This window comes from Pseudomonas sp. Root71, assembly GCF_001429045.1.
Taxonomy (GTDB): domain Bacteria; phylum Pseudomonadota; class Gammaproteobacteria; order Pseudomonadales; family Pseudomonadaceae; genus Aquipseudomonas; species Aquipseudomonas monachiensis.
Map to the genome: position 1 here is coordinate 377,819 of NZ_LMHY01000022.1, position 20,887 is coordinate 398,705.

A 20,887-nucleotide genomic window follows, 5' to 3' on the forward strand; every position below is an offset into this window, starting at 1 on the left:
TCAGGTGTACGTGTCTTGATCAGTTCAGACGGTGCTTGTGGGGGCAGTCAAGCTGGGAGAAAGGTTGGGAAATAGTCATTGTGACCATCCTCTTTATTATTTGATGTTTATTATTCTTGTTTTATCAGCGCTGAATTAAGCAGTACCGTTGAGAACCAAGTTATTACCTAATAGAGTCAGCGTCTAACAACATTTCTTCCAGCCAATCAATAACGTCATGTTATCAATCATTTAATTATGTCAATTTGCGACTGCGGCAGTGCCAGTTGCGCAGACGAGTGCGGCTGGCCCTGTCTTAGGCTCTGTGTTTGAGCTACGCTCCAGCCTAGGCTCTAGGTGGAACCCTCTCGCCGATCTCGTCCCTAACGGCCTCCAAAGGGCCCCGAACCGGATATTCAATACTCTAGGTTATGGTTAAGCACATCGATCCAGACATGACGCTGCTGAAAATGCCGTCTCTGAAAGCAGTGAAGTCATTCGTAGCCGCCGCAAAATATCAGAGCTTTACGCGTGCGGCAGAAGCACTGTGCGTAACTCAAGCGGCAATCAGCCGTCAGATTCGGGAACTTGAGGCGTACCTAGGGGTGGATCTCTTCAAGAGAGTGGGGCGAGCAGTCGAGTTGACGGAAGCCGGAACCATCTTTTTTGATGCGGCACAGATATCTTTCGTCAACATTTCCCAGGCGGCGGAGCGCATTCGCACCAACAATGCAGGCAAGCGCACGTTGACGCTTTGCTGTTCTCCCGCGTTTTCAGCCCTCTGGCTCGCAGCGAAGCTGCCGGGTTTTTTTACCAAAAACGCAGATATCGACCTCAATCTGGTCACCACTCAAAACTTTTTGTCGATGGAGCCGGGTGTAACTCCGGACATCTTCATCACCAAAATGGCCAGGATTCAGGATGGCTACCGCAGTTATCCGTTGTTTCATGACGTCATCTACCCGGTGTGCACTCCTCGTTACAAAGAGGAGCACCCTGAGCTGTCCAGCCTGGAAGCACTGCGCGACGGGGTTTTGCTCAACCTCAGCCCCTATGGCAGATCCCAGGTAGCGGAGCACGTTGACTGGGGTGTTTGGCTGGCTTATCACGATGTTGATATCGAGAAACGCCCCCACGACAGCCCTCACGTTTTCAACGCGAACGACTACAACCTGGTCATCAGCATGGTGTTGACCCATCAGGGTGTAGCCCTCGGATGGAATCACCTGGTTGCAAACCTGATCGAAAACGGCACGCTGATTCGGCCGATCGAAGAGGAAGTGGTTCTCCATGAAAGTCAGCACTATCTGACATTTCGTGAAGACCGGATCAATGACGACGCGTGTTGTCGGCTACGAGACTGGATTCTCGCCCAGTTTTCCTGAGCTGTCAGGAAGGCAGGAGTACTGATTGAGCCGTGACTCGGGATGCGGGGAGGGGAGAAGTTTGGGTATGCCGGTGGTGATCATTCGTGGTTCTCGCCACCGGCAGTTTTACTCTTAGCCGACAGATCTTAACGGGATCGTGTCATTGAGTTGCTCAAGCATCGTTTTGCAGTACCAATCATCAAACTGACACACACCAATTTCGCTGGCCACCGACAACGGACCCGGCTCGTAAGCAGGAGAGCTGACGCCGACCTGTGCGCCTTCAACCAGGGTGCGATCCTGGTCATTGGTTGCAAGCCAAACCTTGGTCAGGCGATCGATGTCGTAGTCGACACCTTCCTGGGCGTCTTTCTTGACGATCCATTTTGTAGTGACCATCGTCTCGCCCGGACCGATGGGCAGAACGCGGAAGCTCAGTGCGTGATCGCCCAGAAAGTGGTTCCAGGTCGATGGGTAGTTGAAATACAGCAGCGCACCGATGTTGGCTTCACCGGTTGTGTCCAAACGACCGGCAACCGCGGGCTTGCCATCCATTGTGTAGCTGACGGCACCGGAAAAAAGGGGGATGCGCGTCATGCGGAAGCGACCGTCTTCGTCCATGACCAATCGGCTGGGCAGGCCTGCCGCTTCGCAACGATCCCAATGCTCTTTGAGTTCAAGATCCTCATCGCCGCCGGCGCCACCCACTGATGGGTTGTCAACGAATGAGTGCATCAATTCCGGGTGAGTAAAATCGCAGTGGTAACACTCGCGGTTGTTCTCGAAAACCAGTTTCCAGTTGCCTTTCTCGATGATGTTCGACTCAAACGCGACTTTACAGTCGTCCAGGTTATGAGGCGCAACGAATGGCGTCAGAGACTTTCTGAATGACGAAAAGTCAGGTGCCACATCAGCGACGCACACATAAATGTACGTTTCGACGACCTCACAATGCACGGACTTCAACCCATGTTGAGACTTGTCGAAATCCTCCCCCATATTCCCGGCGAACAGCAGTCTGCCGTCCAGCTCGAAGGTCCATTTGTGGTAAGGGCACACCAGCTTGGCTACCTTGCCGCTGGCTTGCGGGCACACCTTTGAACCGCGATGACGGCAGGCGTTGTGGAAGGCCCGAATCTGTTTGTCTGCGCCGCGCACGATAGCGACAGGATAATCGCCGATTTGCAGCGACAGGTACTGACCCGACTTCTCCAGCTCAAATGTGTGCCCGGCGAAGATCCAGCTTTTGTGCCAGATCTGTTCCAGATCCTGCCTGTAAACGTCTGGATCGCTATAAAGGGCACCTGGCAGCGCATGGTCAGGCTTGCGCTGCGCAACAAGATTTGAAACTGCCGATTTAGTGCTCACGGTCAACACACTCCAAAATACCAAAGGGACGACGAAAGACCATTGTTTGCATCAATCTAGATATTGGGTAACGCCATTTCGCCGGTAAAATATCGCTGTTGTAAAGACTACGTCTGCAATCACACCCCAACAAGAAACTTTTACGCTTATCAATGCATAAACAAATGTTATCGATCGATAGCGTAGCTTTAAGATGATATTCGTAACCTATTGAATTTAATGAATAAATAATTTTCGACGCTGTGCGCTATATCGCTTTAAAGATGTCTGCGCGAGGAAGACACGCTATTGACCACTCTATTGCCCCATGCCAGTCTGGATTCAACAGCTAACGGTACTTAGTCAGTAAAACAACCTCTGGCGATCTCGTGTTTGAGTCTTGGGAACTGTCCCGTGAAAACATGGAGGTTTTTATCGCGCCTCAAGGTATCAAAGCTGACGCGTTCATTGACCTTCCACCTAACTCGCATTCGGAGCATTCATCTTGAAATTTGAAGGTATTTATACGCCAGCAGTAACTCCTTATAACTCTGATGGGGAGATTGACTGGGATGTGTACTCCCAAGTTTTGGAGTCGCTGATTGAGGCGAAGGTGCACGGCATTATTATCGGCGGGTCGACCGGCGAGTATTATGCGCAGACGTCGGAAGAACGCACCGAGTTGGCGGCCTACGCCAAAGATGTGATCGGCACTCGGGTGCAACTGATCGTCAGTACCGGGGCGATTCGTACCGAAGATGCGGTTCAGTACGCCAAGGATGCCAAATCGATCAAAGCGGACGCCATTCTCGTCACGTCCCCGCCTTACGCGCTGCCAACCTCACAGGAAAACGCGATTCACGCGCTCACTATCGATCGCGCAGCGGACTTGCCGATCATGCTTTACAACTATCCGGGGCGCATGTGCGTTTCGATGGATGAAGAGTATTTCACGCGTGTCAGCCAATCGAAAAACGTCGTCGCCATCAAGGAAAGCTCCGGCGACATGGGCCAGGTGCATATGCTGGCCCGGCAGTTCCCCAACATCGCCTTGTCCTGCGGATGGGACGACCAGGCCCTCGAGTTTTTTGCCTGGGGCGCCCGCAGTTGGGTGTGCGCAGGTTCCAACTTCCTGCCCAAGGAACACGTCGCGCTTTATGAAGCCTGCGTGATCGAAAAGAACTTCGACAAAGGCCGTCAAATCATGTCGGCAATGATGCCGCTGATGAATGCCCTGGACGGTGGCAAGTTCGTGCAGTCGATCAAGTACGGCTGTGAAGTTGCCGGATTGAAAGTCGGTAACGTGCGCCTGCCATTGCAGCCACTTGAAGCGGACGAAAAGCAGAGTTTCGCGTCGCTCATTACTGAACTCAAACGTAACGTAGCCAACATTTCTTCGGGAGCCAGCCATGGGTGATCTTCTGAGCAAGGCCGAATATGCCGCTCTGGCCAAAGACATTTCGCTGCCATCCAAGGCGTTCATCAATGGCGCGTTCAAGCCCGCGATCTCTGGCAAAACCTTCGCCACGAACAATCCGGCGACAGGTGAGTTTTTGACTGACGTCGCCGCCTGTTCGTCCGAGGATGTCGACTTTGCGGTGAGCAATGCCAAAGAGGCCTTTGAGGATGGACGCTGGAGATCTGTTTCTCCTCGGGAGCGCAAAGCGGTTCTGTTGAAGTTTGCAAACCTGCTTGAAAACCATCAACACGAACTGGCCGTCCTCGAAAGTCTCGATAGCGGCAAACCTGTCAGTGAATGTCAGTTGGTCGACATCCCGGACACCATCCACACGATCCGCTGGCACGCAGAACTGATCGACAAGATTTATGACAACACCGCCCCGGTGGGCAGCGACGCGCTGACCATGGTGGTCCGGGAGCCGATCGGCGTGGTGGGCTGCGTATTGCCCTGGAACTTCCCGCTGCTGATGCTGGCCTGGAAAATCGGGCCGGCGCTCGCTGCGGGCTGTTCGGTCATCGTCAAACCTGCTGAACAAACCTCGCTGACCACGTTGCGTGTCGCTCAGCTGGCGTTTGAAGCCGGTATACCCGCTGGTGTCCTCAACATTGTGACCGGCACGGGCAAAGACGTCGGTGAGCCGATCGGTTTGCATCACGATGTCGACATGGTGAGCTTCACCGGCTCCACTGCGACCGGCCGCCGCTTCCTGCATTACGCCGCCGATTCGAACCTCAAGCGCATCGTCCTTGAGTGCGGCGGGAAAAACCCGGCCGTGGTGATGGACGATGCGCAAGACCTGGATCTCGTTGCTCAGCATGTCGTCAATGGCGCGTTCTGGAACATGGGTGAAAATTGCTCCGCGACCTCACGTCTGATCGTCCATGCGTCTGTTAAGGACGAACTGCTGGAGCGCATGGGCGCCTACATCCGCGAATGGAAAATGGGTGACCCACTCGATCCGGAAAACCGCGTAGGGTCGCTGGTCAGCCCAGAGCATTTCGCCAAAGTGAAGTCGTACCTTGAGCACGCCACCGCCGCAAAGCTTGAAGTTGTGTACGGCGGCGCGACGAAAGACGGTGCCTTCGTAGAGCCGACAGTGATTGACGGTGTCGATCGAGACAGTCGGCTGTTCCAGGAAGAGATCTTCGGCCCGATTCTTTCGGTCACCACCTTTCATTCGATTTCCGAAGCCATTGCCCTGGCCAATGACACGGTCTACGGCCTGGCCGCCTCGGTATACACCGCCAGTCTGCGCCGGGCGATCAAGTTGTCGCGTGAGATTCGCGCCGGCATCGTCACCGTGAACTGCTTTGGTGAGGGCGATGCTTCGACGCCATTCGGCGGCTACAAGGAGTCGGGCTTCGGTGGTCGGGACAAATCCATTTTTGCCCATGACCAGTACACCGAAATCAAAACAATCTGGATCGATGTGTCTGATCGGTCGGATGAAGAGACCGAAAAATGAGCACCCATACCATCAAGCGCCTGCCGGTAGATACTGGGGTTTCGGGTTGGGAGGCGATTTCCGCACGCACTGCGCCTGTCCGCATGCTTGATGGAAACGTGACGGCGGACTGGCTGATTATCGGTGCCGGTTTTGCCGGCTTGTCCGCCGCTCGCAGACTTTCACAGTTACACCCCGGTGACAGCATTGTTGTGGTCGATGCTCATGAAGTCGCCAAGGGGCCGGCAGGCAGGAACTCTGGCTTCATGATCGATGTGCCGCACAGTCTGTCGTCCGGGGAATACTCCGTGGCGAGTGAGTCTGCAACGGCGCTGGAAATCACGCAAAATCGTTTTGCGATTGATTTTGCCGCGCAAGCCGCACGCGAGTACGGCATGTCCACAAACACCTTTGACCCATCAGGGAAGATCAACGCGGCCGCCACTGAGCGGGGATTGAAGCTGAACGTCAATTACGCACAGTCCCTTGAGCGCATCGGCGAAAAGTTCGAGATGTTTGATGCCGCGCAAATGCGCGAAATCACCGGGTCCACCTATTACCACGGTGGGATCTACACACCCGGCGCAGTGTTGATTCAACCCGCTCAATACATTAGGGACCTGGCAGCAGGGCTCGAAGGGAAAATCACGCTGTTCGAACGCTCTCCGATTATTGAATTGACCAAGCAGGGAAGCGGTTGGAGCGCTCGATCTCATAACGGGACGGTGCACGCACCCAAGGTCATCCTGGGGGTTAACGGGCACATTGAGGACTTTGGACATTATCAAGGACGCCTGTTGCACGTCTTCACTTACGCCTCCATGACGGCTGCGTACAGTGATGATGCATTCAAGAAAGACGTGCCGGGTAGAGCCAAGTGGGCATTGTTGCCAGCTGATCCAATGGGAGCGACTGTTCGTAAAATCTCTACGGACGGTCTCTCGCGTATCGTCATCCGGACAAAATTCACCTATGACCCGAGTATCCAGGTCACCCCAGAGCGTGTGGCTGCGGTTGCCAAAGAACAGCGACAGTCTCTGGATGCACGCTTTCCCGAATTGAAATCCACTGCGTTGGAGTTCAGTTGGGCCGGCCGTCTGTGTTTGAGTCGTAACAGCGCCGCTGCATTTGGCGAGATCGAAGAAAACCTGTATTCGGCTTGCTGCGAAAATGGGTTGGGAACGGTCAAGAGCACGCTGGCAGGTGTAATGGCAGCGGAATTGGCTTCGGGTATACGTTCTGATTTTCTGGATAGTTTCAGTCACGCGCCAGGACCCAGCAGGCTCCCCCCCCAAATAATAACGAAGCTGGGCGTCAGTTCGGTCATTCGTTGGCATGAGTTTTGGGCCGGGCGAGAAGGTTAGCACGTTTAAGTTGTCGGCTTTTCCTATAAAGGCCGTTTAATAAGTCACTAATAAGAACGGAACAATCCATGAAGAATATTTGGAAGGCATTCTGCGCGCTCGCGTTTGTGGGCATGATGAGTTTGCAGGCACACGCTGAAGAAAAAAACATAGTAATGGGGACCATGTCTTGGGAGGATTTGGTGCCCATTACCGGCATTACCAAGAAGGTACTTGAGAACGCTGGGTATACCGTAAAAGTCGTGGAGTTTTCCGAGTGGGGTATCGCTTACGCTGCACTCAGCAAAGGGGATATTCAGGTATTGGCCTCCCAGATTGATTACGCCGCCGCCGATTATTGGAAAAAGAACAAGAACAAAATCGAGAAGCTGTCACCGGTCTCCTTTGGTCTTTATCAGGGCATGGCAGTACCCAGTTACGTAGACATCGACTCCATCGAACAGCTGAATGCAAACGCGGACAAACTGGGGAACAGAATCATTGGCATCGAACCAGGTTCGGGTTTGATGAGTGACGCGAACAACGTGGTCAAAGCGTACGACATCAAGCTCAAGCTGGTCGAGGGCAGTACTTCGGCCATGACCGCGGCTTTAAAGTCGGCAGTCGACCGAAAAGAATGGGTGGCGGTAACCGTCTGGGATCCTTCCTGGATGACCAGGAAATTTGATCTCAAATTCTTGAAAGATCCAAAAGGGGTCTTCCCGCCGTTGCAGGGTTATTACTGGATTGGACACAAAGGCTTCGCTGAAGCCAATCCGCGTGCGCGTGAACTGATGGCCAGTGTTTATGTGCCTATCACGGACATCACCGCGATGAATGCTGAAGTCAAGGATGGCAAGACCATGGACGAGGCTATCAAGGGTTGGATTGATAGTCATACAGATCTTGTAAATCGTTGGGGAAATATCAAGAACTATTAAGTTTTGTTTGTTTGCCACTGCCGCCCTTTGATTAATTAAAGAAACCAGCAAACAACTGGTTCGATGGATTGCGAAATGACAATGGCCACAATTAATACTGACGAAGTGCTGGTAGATTGCCAGTCGGTTTGGAAAATCTTCGGTAAAAATGCACCGGCAGCCATGGACGCGGTTGTCCAGCAGGGTCTTTCAAAGACCCAGATCCTGCAAAACCATGGCTGCGTGGTCGGGGTTTCCGATGTCAGTCTCCAGGTTCGCCGGGGGGAAATATTTTGCATCATGGGTTTGTCCGGCAGTGGCAAATCCACCCTTATAAGGTTGCTGAACAAGCTGATCACCCCGAGCTCGGGGAAGGTGCTGGTCAAAGGCAAGGACGTTTCATCCTTGTCGCCGGCACAACTGCGAGAGGTGAGGGCGCGTCACATCGGTATGGTCTTTCAAAGCGTTGCCTTGCTGCCTAACCGTACGGTTCTTGAGAACACCGCGTTTGGCCTGGAAGTGCAGGGTGTGGGCAAGGCTGAACGTTACAAAGTGGCCGAGCAGGCGCTGGCAAAGGTTGGATTGAGCGAGTGGACTTCACGCTATCCAAGCGAACTGTCAGGCGGCATGCAACAACGGGTCGGACTGGCGCGTGCACTCACAGCTGACCCAGAAATAATTTTGATGGATGAGCCGTTCAGCGCGCTTGATCCGCTGATTCGCCGACAGTTGCAGGATGAGTTCCGCCTGCTGACCAAGGAGCTGGGCAAGTCCGCGGTGTTTATTACACACGACCTGGACGAGGCCATCCGCATCGGTGACCGCATTGCAATCATGAAGGATGGCGCCATCATTCAGGTTGGCACCGCCGAGGAAATCGTGCTCAACCCGGCTGACGACTACGTGGCGGAATTCGTCGCCGGCATTTCCCGATTGCATCTGGTCAAGGCTCACTCGGTCATGACGTCTGTCCAGGCCTACAAGGCTGCACAGCCGACTTGCGATATTTCTCGGCTCATCCAAACCTCGCTTGACGCCGATATCGATGAGCTTATCAGCTTGACGATGAAGTCCAGGCGGGACGGGCTTGCCGTGGTCGATAACGGAACAGTGGTCGGGATCATCACGCCTCGTGATCTGCTGCGTGGCGTTCAAGGTATTCCCAACGAGTTGGCGCCCGTAGCTACGGCCAACGCGATGGAGGCGTCCGCATGAGCATGCCGGATTTTTCCAGTCAGTTCGATGCATCCATTGATACAGGACTGGAATGGCTTTCAGATAATGGCGAGTTCGTGTTCGATGCCGTCAATGCGGTGCTGAAGGGCATTTACGAAGGTGTGCTGTGGTGTGTCGCCTATCCACCGCACTACGTTGTAGCGATTGTCATGGCGTTGATTGGCTGGCGTCTGGCTGGCGTTCGCTTTGCAATTCTTGCAGGTTTGGCCCTGTTGTTTTGCGACGTCATCGGCTTGTGGCCAGAGACAGTCAGCACGCTTGCCCTGGTGCTCACAGCAACTGTCCTGGCACTGGTTGTCGCCATTCCGCTGGGGGTCATTGCCGGTCTGGCGCCGGCCTTTGATCGCGTGGTTGATCCTTGTCTGGATTTGATCCAGACGATGCCGCCCTACATCTACCTGCTACCGGCCATTGCACTGCTCGGCTACGGCCCTGCCACGGCGCTGTTGGCGACTTTTATCGTCGCGCTTCCCCCTGCGCTACGACTGACCTCCCTGGGTATTCGCATGACACCCAAGGAGTTCATCGAGTTGGGAGAGGCCAGCGGTGTGACTGGAATCCAGATGTTTTTCAAGATCCGCTTACCGTTCGCCTTGCCCAGCATCATGGCCGGTGTCAACCAAAGCTTGATGATGGCGTTCGGTATGGTCGTCATCGCCGGTATTGTGGGTTCGGGCGGTTTGGGCGAGGCGATTTACGGTTCCATCCGTACGTTGGATATCGCCAAGTCGATCAACGCGGCCATCGCTATCGTTATCCTGACCATGATCCTGGATCGTCTGGCGCAGAGTGCTGCACAGGCGCGGGTGAGGGCTTCCCAATGACAACGCACATTCAATTTTCTCCAGGCGATTACCTGGCTCCCGCCGTTGACTGGCTGAACACTAATTTACATGGATTGTTCAAAGGGATCAGTCAGGTCATTGAGGCGGTACTCGGCGCAGTGGAGGGGGCGCTGCTTGCTCCCCATCCGTACTTCTTCATCGGTATTGTCGTCGTTGCGGCGTTCTTTTTTGCCAATAAACGAGTTGCTGTTTTCGCTGTGCTGATGTTGGCTTTCTGTTTGTTCGCGGGCCTTTGGGTCGCGTCCATCCAGACGATTGCGCTGGTCAGCGTGTCGGTCCTGATCTCTGTCGCCATCGCTTTCCCGCTGGGGGTTCTGGCCGCCCGGGTGAAGCGTGTAGATGAAGCGTTGCTGCCGATTCTGAACATCATGCAAACGGTGCCGCCCTGGGTATACCTGATCCCCGCCGTGATGCTGTTCAGCTTGGGACGGGTGCCCGCGATCATCGCAACGATTGTTTACGGCATCCCGCCGATGCTCAGATTGACGACCCTGGCCTTCAAGCAGCTGCCCAAGGATCTCCTTGAGTTGGGCCAGGCGTCCGGTGCTTCACCTAAAGACATTCTGTTCAAAATTGAACTGCCGACTGCCGCTCCCACGCTGTTGGTAGGCCTGAACCAATGTATCCTCATGTCGTTGGCGATGGTGGTGCTGGCAGGTTTGGTGGGGGCGGGCGGTCTGGGGGCTGAAGTGACTCGTGGCCTCTCGAGGATGGAGATGGGATTGGGCCTTCGAGCAGGCCTGGCCATTGTCGCTATTGCGCTGCTGTTGGATCGACTGTCACGGGGCGCGTTGCAGCGTCACTCGCCCAGTAAACTCCTTTGAAGGGGGCGGCTGAACGTCGGCGACGTTCGTCAGTGTAAACAAGCGAGGCTTAAAGTGATCGAACGACGAGACTTCAGCGGGTGTATGAAAGGTAAAAACCTGCGCTATGTGGAAGAGACCCGGAGTGAGTCGACGGCCCATGCCCGGGCAGGATTTTTACTGCTCGAGCACTTCTCGTTGCCTGCATTTACGCAAGCGCTCGATACGATTGTCACTGCCAACCTTTTGCGTCCGGCGTTGTTCTCTTCACGAACCTTCGGGGTGCAGGATGGAGAGGTTACCAGCGACCTTGGCCTGGTCATTCGACCGGATGCGCGTTTGGACGTGGCAGCACTCAAAGACCTTGATTTGCTGGTCATATGCGGCGGCTATCGCACCGAACTCAAAGTCAATCACGAGCTGATCAGCATCCTTAAAACGGCATCGGAACTGGGTATCACCCTGGCCGGGCTGTGGAATGGGGCGTGGTTTTTGGGCGTGTCAGGTTTGCTTGAGGGATATCGTTGTGCGATTCATCCCGAACACCGACCCGCGCTCGCAGAAATTTCAAAAGTCACGCATGTCACCAGTGAAGCATTTGTCATGGATCGAGACCGGCTCACGGCTTCGAGTCCGGCGGGTGCCTATCATATGGCTCTCGAGTGGATCAAAGGGCTGCACGGCAAGGCACTTGTCGAGGGCATCGAAGACATTCTGTCTTTCGAAGAGTCGCGGTATCGGCGTATCAAACCGACACAGAACATCTCGTTGAGTGCCCCCCTCAAAGAGGTGGTCAAACTGATGGATGCCAACCTGGAAGAACCGTTGCAAATGGACCAACTTGCGGTCTATGCCGGTCGTTCCCGTCGACAAATAGAGCGCTTGTTCAAAGAGCAACTGGGTACCACGCCGCAACGGTATTACCTGGAATTGCGCATTACCGAAGCACGGCGATTACTTCAGCACACAGAGCTGTCTCAGGTTGACGTGCTGGTCGCGTGCGGCTTTGTTTCACCGAGCCATTTCAGTAAATGCTACAGCTCGTACTTCGGTTACCGGCCTTCGAGAGAAACGCGGTTGGTGAAGTAAAAACCGGGCTGTCGCAAAAAGTTAAGGGAGGAGGGCATGACCGAGTTGCGATTGAAGTGCGACCAAACAAAAAATGCTGCGCCCACCGTTACCGCTGGTGCTGGCGTCGCAAGGCCTCAACTCGGGATTTTTTTATGCCTGCTTTCAATGCTTATCTTTGCGAGCCAGGACGGACTAACCAAGGTGCTTGTCAAAGACTTCCCGGTTGCCCAACTGGTCATGGTGCGCTATTGGGTGTTTGTCGTTTTTGCCCTCGGATATGCCGCCTGCCAAGGTAGGGGCAAAGAGTCTTTTCGCAGTAAGCACCCTTGGCTCCAAATCATTCGAGCGCTGTTAGCCGTGGGTGAAACCATACTGTTTGCAGTGGGGCTACGATATTTGGGCCTGGCCGAAATGCATGCGCTCTATGCCGTATTTCCGCTGATGGCACTGGCATTGGCGGGGGCCATGCTTGGGGAGTTCATAGGTCTGCGGCGCTGGATTGCCGCCGCCATAGGGTTCACCGGGACACTGATCATCCTTCGACCAGGCGCGGGCGTTTTTGAACTCGCGGCGCTGATTCCCCTGCTGGCTGCTTTAGCATTCGCGGTGTTCAACGTACTGACGCGCCGGATTAGCCAGCACGACGCCTTTGCTACGAACATGCTCTTTATGGCAAGTGTGGGTGCCCTGACAGTCACATTTGCGGGGCTACCCGCATGGGTTTCTCCGACTCCGGTCCAGGGCCTCTTGATGGGGATCCTGTCATTGACGGGCGTAGTCGCTCAGATTCTGTTCATTCAAGCACTGAAATACGCAACCGCTTCTACCCTGCAACCTTTCAACTATGCGCTTCTGGTGTTCGCCACTTTGATTGGTGTGATCGTCTTTGCCGAGCACCCCGACACATGGGTAGTTGTCGGAGCAGCGTTGGTTATTATCGGTGGGCTGTATGCGATTAAAGCCAAGGCGTGAACACTCCAGAGGAAGAGAATGCAGCGAAGTATGTCCCGGTTGGCAGGGCAGGTCGCCCAGGGGAACTGGCTGCTGCCGTTACGCTCCTGGCGTCACCGGAGTCCGGTTACATTACCGGTGAATTGCTGGTGGTCGATGGTGGCAATTGCCTGATAGAGAACAAAGCGCCCAAGCAATCAATACGTGCCCGTCACGAAATTTTGCAGCGGAGGAGAGTAAGTGACTCCCTCCGTTGCAAGTCAGGTTGTCAGGCTGATTCGATCAAAACGGCAGTGGCAGTTTCGCTGTGCGCCCCCCATCCACCACGAGCACCTGTCCGGTAATGAAGGCCGATGACTGCGAAGCGAGGAAAACGACTGTCCCGCCAACATCCGCCGGCAATCCGGTACGTCCGACCGGGTGAAGACGCTGGAGTGCCTGGCGCGCCGCATGCGGATCAGCTTGAGCGGCGAGATATGCATCACTCAACTCGGAGTTTATCCACCCTGGAGCAATGGCATTGCAGCGAATGCCGTCCCGTCCGAGATCGACTGCCAAGGCTCGGGTCAGCCCATGGATGCCAGCCTTGGAGGCACAGTACGCGGCATGTTCAGGGTTGGCGCCTATCCCTTCGATCGACCCGATGTTGATGATGCTGCCACCGCCTCGCTGACGCATCTGAGGCACCAACGCCTTGCACAAGAACGCTGGTGCCCGCAGATTGACAGCCATCATGCGATCCCAGTCCTGCTCGGTCATCTCATCAATCGATTTCTCGAACATGAACCCCGCATTATTCACCAGGACATCGACTCCGCCGAGCTGCTCCCGGGCTATTTGCGCGATCAAACCTGGAGACTCCACCGAAGCGAGATCTGCCTCGACGAAATAGACCTGAGGGTGACTTTGCAAGTCGACGTCCAGTGCCTGACGCTGAGCGATCAACACAGTAGCTCCCGCCTCAAGCAATTGTTCGGTGATGCCTCGGCCAATCCCTCTGCCGCCCCCGGTCACCACTACATTTTTACCGTTGAGCATCGCTACCTCTCCTTAGCCGGACACCGGCTTGGCGCCTGTGACTTCTACCGTTTCACCGGCGATGTACCTGGCCTCGTCGGACGCCAGAAATGCGATGACATCCGCAATGTCTTCGGGCTCGGCGATACGGCCTAGTGGGACGCTCTTGTTTAGCTCTTGCACGGCTTTGTCCGGATCCAGGCCGCGACGTTCAAAGCCGCTGCGTATCATCGGGGTATTGATTTCGTGCGGGCACACGGCGTTGACACGGATGCCCAAAGGGGCGCAATCGCGGCCCAGATTTTTGGTTAAAGCCGCAACGGCCCCTTTGCTTGTGCAATACGCCACGTGGGCGGGGCCTGGATAAATTCCCCAGACAGATGATGTGTTGACGATTGCGGCGCCCGGGCGATTTTTCATGTGCGGTATCGCGGCACGGCAGATGAAGAACACCGCATTCAGGTTTACGCCCATGGCGTCGAACCACATGTCGTCAGTGGTTTCCTCTATCGTGCCACGGGGAATGATGCCCGCATTGTTCAATACGATATCGATCCCCGAAAAAACATCGACGGCCGTTTGGACAATCGCTTCGCAATATTCTTTTCGGCGTAAATCGCCTGCCACATAGAGTACTTCCGCGCCCAGGTCACGAACTTTGGCTAAGATTGATTTGCAACCGGCTTCGTCAAGATCAGATAAAACAAGCTTTGCGCCTTCTCGGGCGAACAATAATGCTAACGCCTGTCCGACACCTCCGGCAGCGCCCGTAATGACCACCACTTTATTATTGAATTTCATAGGACAACCTACCTGGTAAGTTTTTGGCGGAGTCATTATTTAATTTCAATGGATCGCAGCGTCCAGCAACTTTTTTACAGGGCCAAAGATAACGTGGCGTTATCCTGAAATTTCTGACTCGATAGTTTTTCTGGTGTCGGCGAAGTCTTGATAAAAGTGTCCGCACTTTTTCAAAAAATTAATTGATTCGGGTCATTGATGGCGTGCTCTATTGATTTGGCGATTGATCGTCTCGAAAATGTACGCCCCTGTACATGCCGTGTACGCCAAAGATCCTGGGGTGTACAGTGTCGAAGAATTTTCAAATAAAGGTGCACCCGAATGTCACAGACAGGAAGGGCGAAAACCAAAGCGCAGGACGCCGGCTGGCGAGGCTCCGTCGATGGTTGGCTGGACGCCGCCTATGATGCCCTGAAGGAGTCGGGTGTTGATGCTGTGCGGGTGATGCCGCTGGCCAAACGCTTGAATTTGTCCCGTACCAGCTTTTACTGGTTCTATGAAGATCGCGAACAGCTGCTCGCGGCACTCCTGGCTCGATGGCGGGACAAGAACACCGGCGGTATGGTCAGCCAATGCGAGAGTTACGCAGAAAGTATTTCCGAAGCGATTCTCAACGTCTTCGAATGCTGGGTGAACCCTGAACTGTTCGACTCGCAGTTCGAATTTGCCGTGCGCAGTTGGGCGCTGCAATCGGACGAGGTCACTGCTGAAATCGCTTTGGCCGATGAGGCTCGGATGAATGCCCTGGCCGCGATGTTCCGACGGTTTGGCTACGACGGCGAGGGTGCCGACGTTCGGGCCAGGACGATCTACCTCACGCAGATTGGCTACATCTCCATGAAAACCAGTGAAGATATCGTCGTTAGATTTCGACGGATTCCTCAGTACGTGAGTGTGTTCACCGGCAAAGTACCTAAGCGGCGAGAGCTGGACCGCTTTTATGGAAAGTTCGGCTACGCGGAAAAAGAGCCCGGCGTTTTCGTTCCCTTGGTCGATACATTCGAGGAGTCGACTGCCGATGGAGAATAGAACTCTGGGCATCATCGGAGGTACCGGCTGGCTCGGGCGCGCAATCGCCCAGGCGCTGCTCGATAGCGGGGTCATCGGGCCTGACCGCTTATTGATCTCGAACCGCTCCGGCGTCAGTCCCTTCGAGCCAGGCGTGAGACTGCTGGCTGACAACCAGCAGTTGGTGGACCTCAGCGATATTGTCGTGCTGTCCATCCGACCGGAGCAGTTTCGTGAACTGCAGATCAACGCCCGCGGCAAGCGGGTGATTTCCCTGATGGCCGGAGTTCCGGCGGCATCCATCAGCGCGGCCACCGGTGCGGATGCAGTGGTGCGGGCCATGCCGAATGCGGCCGTGGAAATCAGGCAGTCGTTTACGCCCTGGTACTGTGCCGGAAACCTTGTTGAATGCGACCGCCAGTGGGTGCAACGACTGTTCGAGTGCGTAGGTTCAGCGGACGAAGTGCCTGATGAGGACTGTATTGATTACCTCAGCGCCTTGTCCGGGACTGGGCCGGCCTTTCCGGCAATGTTGCAAATGGCACTGACTAATCAGGCGGTGGCAGCGGGAATTCCCCTTGCCATCGCACAGCGCGCTGCACAAGGCGTGGTGGTGGGGGGCGGCCAGATGCTTGCCAGCCGCGATCCGCGGCAAATGATTGAGTCGTTGATGGCTTACCGTGGCGTGACGGCAGCAGCGCTGCAGTCGATGGCCGATCAGGGCATCGACTGCATTGTGGGGCGGGCAGTCAATGCAGGCGCTGAGGTTGCGCGGCGGGGAATGTAGCAGGGCAGGGGATAACAGTGAAGGGCCGTGAAGGGCCTTCACTGCCGAAGGCGTCATGGGAAGCTCCGTGCGTCCCTTGACCGCACCAGACGTGCCAGGGGTTCAGATTTCTTTCACCAGGCGCAAAGCGTCGTAGATGGCCGCGTGAGTGTTGCGAGCAGACACGGCGTCGCCGATCCGGAACAGTTGGAAGCGTCCTTCGGGATGGGTGACGATGTTCTGTGCCGTGCCAGCGATCAGGTCATGCTGCTCTACCGCGCCGCCATTGGTGGAGAGAGGACGCAGCTCGAAGTACAAGTCATCCAGCGGAAGGGTGCCGTGGTTGACGACCACCTGATCGACCACGCGCTGCTTGTGAACCTGTCCGTAATCGCTGCCAAAGGTTGCAACGAGCCCGCCATCACGTTTTTCCACTGTATCGACCCGGTAGGTCACGGTGAAGGTGACGTCCAGATCCTGCAGGCTGCGCATGTAGGGCACCAGGTTCATGGCCATGACTTCAGGTGCAAACGAGCGGTCAGGGGTGACGATTTCGACTCTCGCACCGCTTTGCGCGATGACCTCGGCAGCCTGCAGGGCAGCATGATCCCCCGCATCGTCGAAGATCAGTACGTTGCGACCGGGCTTGATGTCGCCAGAAATGATGTCCCAGGTTGAAACCACGAGTTCGTTGCCTTTGCTGAGCACCTCGGTATCCGGCAGGCCGCCGGTCGCGACGATAACCACGTCTGGCTCGAAGGCTTGCACAGTGTCGGCTTCGGCCCAGGTATTGAAGTGAAACTTCACCCCCAGCCGTTCGCATTGTGCCATCCGCCAATCAATGATGCTGATCATCTCGCGACGACGCTCGCTCAGCGCAGTCAAACGAATTTGCCCACCAGGTTGATCAGCCGCTTCAAGCACCGTCACGTCATGGCCGCGCTCACCGGCGACCCGCGCCGCTTCCAGCCCGGCAGGGCCGGTTCCGACCACCAACACCTTGCGCTTGACCGCGGCTTTGGGAATGTCATGAGGCATGGTGGTTTCCCGCCCCGTCGCGGCGTTGTGGATGCAGTAGGCCGCGCCGCCCTGATAGATGCGATCCAGGCAATAGTTGGCGCCCACGCAAGGGCGAATGTCTTCTTCGCGCTTCTCGATGATTTTGCGCACGATGTGCGGATCGGTCATATGCGCGCGGGTCATGCCCACCATGTCCACTTTGCCCGAGGCGATCGCGTAGCGCGCGGTGGCCACGTCGGGAATCTTCGCCGCGTGGAAGGTCGGAAAGCCCGTAGACGAGCGGATCTCGCCAGCGAAGTCGAGATGGGGCGAGTTGCGCATACCCTGAATCGGGATGACATCGGTCAGCCCTGCATCCGTATCGATGTGACCGCGTACGACGTTCAGGAAGTCGACCAGTCCGCTGTCCTTGAGCATGTGAGAAACCTGCATGCCCTCGCTGGCAGTGAAGCCGCCGGGCAGTTCTTCATCACCGGTGTAGCGAACTCCCAGCAGAAAATCTTCGCCTACCCGCTGGCGGATGCCACGCAGGATGTCGAAGGTAAAGCGCATGCGGTTTTCCAGCGACCCGCCGTAAGGGCCGTCGAGGTCATTGGTCAACGGCGACCAGAACTGATCCATCAAATGCCCGTAAGCCTGAAGCTCCAGGCCATCGAGACCTGCCGCCTTCATGCGCTCCGCGGCGTCTACATAGTCCTTGATGATCCGCTCGATGTCCCACTCCTCCATTTTCTTCGGGAAGGAGCGATGCGACGCCTCGCGGCGGTGTGACGGCGACACCACCGGCAACCAATCGGCCTTGTCCCAGCGGGTGCGACGGCCCAGGTGAGTCAACTGGATCATCACTGCCGCGCCATGTTCGTGGCATTCATCGGTCAGGTCCTTCAACCATCCGACTACTTCGTCCTTGTAGGCAAGCACATTGTTGAACACCGGCGGGCTGTCTCGGGATACGGCAGCGGAACCGGCGGTCATGGTCAGGGCGACACCGGCTTTGGCGCGCTCCACGTGGTAGGCGCGATAGAGATCCTTGGGCATACCGTCCACAGGGTAGGCCGGTTCATGGGAGGTGGTCATGATCCGGTTTCTGAGGGTCAGGTTTTTGATTTTATAGGGTTGCAGCAAGGGATCGCTGGACATCGTGGTGCGCTCCAAAGTGGGCCTCATCAGGCTCGACGACTTAAAATTAGGATAAATGTACACCTGTGTCAACGATTGGTGACACAGGTGTACATTTTGCTTGCGTGCCAAAAAAACCAGGATTAACATCCGCCCAAACAAGGACGAATGTCGCTCGTCCGCGTCTGTCATCCATTTAGAAAGGAGAGAAGCGTGACTGAGTTATTTGATATTCGTTTGGCCAGCAAACAAACTGCCTTCACTGAAATCCCGGTCATTGATATTTCGCCACTCATAAACGGCGAAAATCCGCTGCGGGTGGCAAGCCAGATAGGTGAAGCGTGCGAAAAGGTGGGGTTTTTTTATATAAAAAACCATGGTGTTTCGCAGCAACTGATAGACGAGATGTACAGGCTCACCAAACTTTTTTTCAAGCTTCCAGCCGACGAGAAGAACTCACTTAATATCGTGAACTCTGGGCTTACGCTACGTGGTTACATCCCGATGTATGCGGAAAACGTAGATCCAGCCAATACGCGCGATTTCAAAGAGTGCTTTGATTACGGCGCCCATTACGATGAAGTTTCTCCGTTTTTTGGCCCTAATCAAATGCCGGCCGGGCTGCCGCAATTCGACACGGTTGCCGAGGCTTATCATTCAGCTGTATTGGCGCTTGCGAGAACGCTCATCGGCGGCATCGCGCTGAGTCTGGATTTGCCGCAAAATTATTTTGAACAACGCCAACGCAAGCCCATCACTATTCAGCGCGTTTTGCGTTATCCGCCTCAGATAGGAAAGGTCTCCCTGGAAGAGATCGGTATTGGTGCTCACACGGATTACGGCTTCCTGACAGTCCTGTCTCAAGACACAGTTGGCGGTTTACAAGTCAAGAACCGTGCAGGGGAGTGGGTTACTGCCCCACCCGTTGAAGGCACTTTTATCGTCAACATTGGTGATCTGGTTCAAACCCTCACCAACGATCGCTACACCTCGACAATGCATCGCGTCATAAATACTAGCGGTCTAGAGCGCTATTCAATTCCTTTCTTTATTGATTTGGATTTTGATGCAATTGTTGAGCCTGTGCCAACCTGTGTGAGTGAAGCGCTACCCGCGAAGTATGAAGCGTACACTTGTGGTAAACACAAATTTAAGCGTTTCGTTGATAGCTATGCGCACCTGAAAGTCGAATAGGGAGTTTTCTATGTGCATCCTGTATATGGCCGACCCCGCCGATGCGCAGAAATGGCGAGATTGCCTGGCAACGCTCGCCCCACAACTAGAGTTCCGCCAATGGCCTGATATCGGTAGCCCGGCAGGGGTGCACTACATCCTGGCTTGGGAGCCTCTAACCAACCTGGTGGAACAGTTTGGTAATCTTCGGCTTCTCTACGCTGCAGGGGCTGGAGTTGATCAGTTCGATCTGGCTCGTTTGCCTGCTAACGTGTCGCTGATACGGCTGGTAGATAGCTCGATGGCTGACATCATGGCCGAATATGTTCTGTTTGGTGTTCTTGCCTTGCATCGAGAAATCCTCGCTTACCAAGAGGACCAGCGAAGTGGTCGCTGGCAACCTCGACCAATCGTGCATGCTTCACAGCGGCGTGTTGGTGTCATGGGGGTTGGCAATCTCGGACGTGCCGCGCTTGATCGCCTTCAGCCATTGGGATTTCAGCTCAGTGGCTGGAATCGTTCTTTGAAGGAGGTGCCAGGTGGTCACTGTTACGTCGGCCCGGACGAACTGGAGGCGTTTTTAGGGCAGTGCGACATCCTTGTGAACATGTTGCCACTGACTCCCGAAACAGACGGGATACTCAATGCTGCGAGGCTCGATTGCCTGCCTCATGGAGCTGGACTGATTAACGTGGGGCGTGGCGCCCACGTTATAGAAACGGCTTTGCTTTCAGCGTTGGATGAAGGCCGTATGGGAGGAGCCATACTGGATGTCCTGGTACAAGAACCTCCTTCTCAAGACAACCCACTTTGGAAACACCCTCGAGTGCTCCTGACCCCTCATGTTGCAAGCGATGTGCAGATTGAGGGGGGTGTGGCAGTGATAGTTGAGAATCTCCGAAGAGAGCGTGAGGGAATGCCTCTGTTGAATGTGGTTGATCGGTCTAAAGGCTATTAGTGAGGGAGGGGAAGAGTGGAAGCTCCAGTCGAATACCATCGATACTGACCTATAACTTAGCTAAACTAAACAACCATTTAGTTTAGTTATAATTTCTGGTTATTAATGAAGGAGGGGAGTTGACCAGATGATCCAGAGGCAGCTCACCCTTATTCGCTATCTTCCAAATATGTGCTGTATCTTTCAAACATACGTGTATTCGGTAACAAGCCCCGTAAATAAAGGGCTACAGCCATCTGCGGTGGCCACTCAAAGGA

At 55.0% G+C, this 20,887-nt stretch carries 18 protein-coding genes and 2 pseudogenes; 16 read left to right on the plus strand and 4 right to left on the minus strand.

The features are described 5' to 3' along the window. The first annotated feature begins 410 nt into the window (after nucleotides 1-410). Nucleotides 411-1,364, plus strand: coding sequence for a LysR family transcriptional regulator (locus ASD95_RS15550; RefSeq protein WP_056724831.1), 954 nt, complete (start codon nucleotides 411-413; stop codon nucleotides 1,362-1,364). A 114-nt stretch (nucleotides 1,365-1,478) separates the two neighbouring features. Here ASD95_RS15550 and ASD95_RS15555 read toward each other — a convergent pair whose 3' ends face one another. After that, the gene (locus ASD95_RS15555; RefSeq protein WP_056724833.1) at nucleotides 1,479-2,714 is read right to left on the minus strand and encodes an aromatic ring-hydroxylating oxygenase subunit alpha; all 1,236 of its coding nucleotides are present in this window, start codon (nucleotides 2,712-2,714) and stop codon (nucleotides 1,479-1,481) included. Nucleotides 2,715-3,076: 362 nt separating this feature from the next. Between ASD95_RS15555 and ASD95_RS30150 the strand changes: the two are divergent. The 11 genes and pseudogenes from ASD95_RS30150 to ASD95_RS29885 all read left to right on the plus strand — a co-directional run. Next, a pseudogene (locus ASD95_RS30150) lies at nucleotides 3,077-3,202 on the plus strand (GntR family transcriptional regulator); the annotation flags it as partial. Next, nucleotides 3,199-4,110 (plus strand): dihydrodipicolinate synthase family protein, encoded by a 912-nt coding sequence (locus ASD95_RS15560; RefSeq protein ID WP_056724835.1) that lies wholly within the window; start codon nucleotides 3,199-3,201, stop codon nucleotides 4,108-4,110. The pseudogene ASD95_RS30150 and the gene ASD95_RS15560, both read left to right, overlap by 4 nt. Continuing rightward, the gene (locus ASD95_RS15565) at nucleotides 4,103-5,620 is read left to right on the plus strand and encodes an aldehyde dehydrogenase (RefSeq protein ID WP_056724837.1); all 1,518 of its coding nucleotides are present in this window, start codon (nucleotides 4,103-4,105) and stop codon (nucleotides 5,618-5,620) included. The genes ASD95_RS15560 and ASD95_RS15565 overlap by 8 nt, the downstream gene beginning before the upstream one ends. After that, nucleotides 5,617-6,963 (plus strand): NAD(P)/FAD-dependent oxidoreductase, encoded by a 1,347-nt coding sequence (locus ASD95_RS15570; protein ID WP_056724839.1) that lies wholly within the window; start codon nucleotides 5,617-5,619, stop codon nucleotides 6,961-6,963. Before ASD95_RS15565 ends, ASD95_RS15570 begins: the two co-directional genes overlap by 4 nt. 68 nt (nucleotides 6,964-7,031) lie before the next feature. Next, on the plus strand, nucleotides 7,032-7,883 hold the full coding sequence (locus ASD95_RS15575; protein WP_056724841.1) for a glycine betaine ABC transporter substrate-binding protein: 852 nt from the start codon (nucleotides 7,032-7,034) through the stop codon (nucleotides 7,881-7,883). 75 nt (nucleotides 7,884-7,958) lie between these two features. After that, entirely contained in the window at nucleotides 7,959-9,077 is a 1,119-nt protein-coding gene (locus ASD95_RS15580; RefSeq protein WP_056724843.1) for a quaternary amine ABC transporter ATP-binding protein, read from the plus strand. Further along, entirely contained in the window at nucleotides 9,074-9,922 is an 849-nt protein-coding gene (locus ASD95_RS15585) for an ABC transporter permease (protein WP_056724846.1), read from the plus strand. Before ASD95_RS15580 ends, ASD95_RS15585 begins: the two co-directional genes overlap by 4 nt. After that, complete coding sequence (locus ASD95_RS15590) at nucleotides 9,919-10,767, plus strand: ABC transporter permease (RefSeq protein WP_056724848.1); 849 nt, start codon at nucleotides 9,919-9,921, stop codon at nucleotides 10,765-10,767. Before ASD95_RS15585 ends, ASD95_RS15590 begins: the two co-directional genes overlap by 4 nt. A gap of 54 nt (nucleotides 10,768-10,821) precedes the next feature. Further along, complete coding sequence (locus ASD95_RS15595) at nucleotides 10,822-11,835, plus strand: GlxA family transcriptional regulator (RefSeq protein ID WP_177336472.1); 1,014 nt, start codon at nucleotides 10,822-10,824, stop codon at nucleotides 11,833-11,835. A 36-nt stretch (nucleotides 11,836-11,871) separates the two neighbouring features. Continuing rightward, nucleotides 11,872-12,789, plus strand: a complete 918-nt coding sequence (locus tag ASD95_RS15600) for a DMT family transporter (protein WP_082562963.1) — start codon at nucleotides 11,872-11,874, stop codon at nucleotides 12,787-12,789. After that, nucleotides 12,783-12,959, plus strand: a pseudogene (locus tag ASD95_RS29885) (SDR family oxidoreductase); the annotation flags it as partial. The gene ASD95_RS15600 and the pseudogene ASD95_RS29885, both read left to right, overlap by 7 nt. Nucleotides 12,960-13,050: 91 nt before the next feature. On the opposite strand, the gene ASD95_RS15605 reads toward ASD95_RS29885, so the two are convergent. Together ASD95_RS15605 and ASD95_RS15610 are read right to left on the minus strand one after the other, a co-directional pair. After that, nucleotides 13,051-13,806, minus strand: a complete 756-nt coding sequence (locus ASD95_RS15605; RefSeq protein WP_056724851.1) for an SDR family NAD(P)-dependent oxidoreductase — start codon at nucleotides 13,804-13,806, stop codon at nucleotides 13,051-13,053. A gap of 12 nt (nucleotides 13,807-13,818) precedes the next feature. Beyond that, entirely contained in the window at nucleotides 13,819-14,586 is a 768-nt protein-coding gene (locus ASD95_RS15610) for an SDR family NAD(P)-dependent oxidoreductase (protein WP_056724853.1), read from the minus strand. Nucleotides 14,587-14,907: 321 nt separating this feature from the next. Between ASD95_RS15610 and ASD95_RS15615 the strand changes: the two genes are divergently transcribed. After that, complete coding sequence (locus ASD95_RS15615; protein ID WP_056724856.1) at nucleotides 14,908-15,615, plus strand: TetR/AcrR family transcriptional regulator; 708 nt, start codon at nucleotides 14,908-14,910, stop codon at nucleotides 15,613-15,615. Continuing rightward, entirely contained in the window at nucleotides 15,605-16,381 is a 777-nt protein-coding gene (locus ASD95_RS15620; protein ID WP_056724857.1) for a pyrroline-5-carboxylate reductase family protein, read from the plus strand. The genes ASD95_RS15615 and ASD95_RS15620 overlap by 11 nt, the downstream gene beginning before the upstream one ends. Nucleotides 16,382-16,483: 102 nt before the next feature. Here ASD95_RS15620 and ASD95_RS15625 read toward each other — a convergent pair whose 3' ends face one another. Then, nucleotides 16,484-18,520: an NADH:flavin oxidoreductase gene (locus ASD95_RS15625; RefSeq protein ID WP_056724858.1), complete on the minus strand. Its 2,037-nt coding sequence runs from the start codon at nucleotides 18,518-18,520 to the stop codon at nucleotides 16,484-16,486. A 192-nt stretch (nucleotides 18,521-18,712) separates the two neighbouring features. On the opposite strand from ASD95_RS15625, the gene ASD95_RS15630 reads away from it, so the two are divergent. Both ASD95_RS15630 and ASD95_RS15635 read left to right on the plus strand, forming a co-directional pair. Beyond that, nucleotides 18,713-19,693 carry an isopenicillin N synthase family dioxygenase gene (locus tag ASD95_RS15630; RefSeq protein WP_056724860.1) on the plus strand — a complete coding sequence of 327 codons (981 nt, stop codon included), beginning with the start codon at nucleotides 18,713-18,715 and terminating at the stop codon, nucleotides 19,691-19,693. 10 nt (nucleotides 19,694-19,703) lie between these two features. Continuing rightward, nucleotides 19,704-20,630 (plus strand): 2-hydroxyacid dehydrogenase, encoded by a 927-nt coding sequence (locus ASD95_RS15635; RefSeq protein ID WP_056724862.1) that lies wholly within the window; start codon nucleotides 19,704-19,706, stop codon nucleotides 20,628-20,630. Nucleotides 20,631-20,887: the final 257 nt, after the last annotated feature.

Coding starts and splice junctions, on each gene's coding strand:
- ASD95_RS15550 (WP_056724831.1), top strand. CDS start 411: ATGGTTAAGCACATCGATCCAGACATGACGCTGCTGAAAATGCCGTCT.
- ASD95_RS15565 (WP_056724837.1), top strand. CDS start 4,103: ATGGGTGATCTTCTGAGCAAGGCCGAATATGCCGCTCTGGCCAAAGAC.
- ASD95_RS15570 (WP_056724839.1), top strand. CDS start 5,617: ATGAGCACCCATACCATCAAGCGCCTGCCGGTAGATACTGGGGTTTCG.
- ASD95_RS15575 (WP_056724841.1), top strand. CDS start 7,032: ATGAAGAATATTTGGAAGGCATTCTGCGCGCTCGCGTTTGTGGGCATG.
- ASD95_RS15580 (WP_056724843.1), top strand. CDS start 7,959: ATGACAATGGCCACAATTAATACTGACGAAGTGCTGGTAGATTGCCAG.
- ASD95_RS15585 (WP_056724846.1), top strand. CDS start 9,074: ATGAGCATGCCGGATTTTTCCAGTCAGTTCGATGCATCCATTGATACA.
- ASD95_RS15590 (WP_056724848.1), top strand. CDS start 9,919: ATGACAACGCACATTCAATTTTCTCCAGGCGATTACCTGGCTCCCGCC.
- ASD95_RS15600 (WP_082562963.1), top strand. CDS start 11,872: ATGACCGAGTTGCGATTGAAGTGCGACCAAACAAAAAATGCTGCGCCC.
- ASD95_RS15605 (WP_056724851.1), bottom strand. CDS start 13,806: ATGCTCAACGGTAAAAATGTAGTGGTGACCGGGGGCGGCAGAGGGATT.
- ASD95_RS15610 (WP_056724853.1), bottom strand. CDS start 14,586: ATGAAATTCAATAATAAAGTGGTGGTCATTACGGGCGCTGCCGGAGGT.
- ASD95_RS15615 (WP_056724856.1), top strand. CDS start 14,908: ATGTCACAGACAGGAAGGGCGAAAACCAAAGCGCAGGACGCCGGCTGG.
- ASD95_RS15620 (WP_056724857.1), top strand. CDS start 15,605: ATGGAGAATAGAACTCTGGGCATCATCGGAGGTACCGGCTGGCTCGGG.
- ASD95_RS15625 (WP_056724858.1), bottom strand. CDS start 18,520: ATGTCCAGCGATCCCTTGCTGCAACCCTATAAAATCAAAAACCTGACC.
- ASD95_RS15635 (WP_056724862.1), top strand. CDS start 19,704: ATGTGCATCCTGTATATGGCCGACCCCGCCGATGCGCAGAAATGGCGA.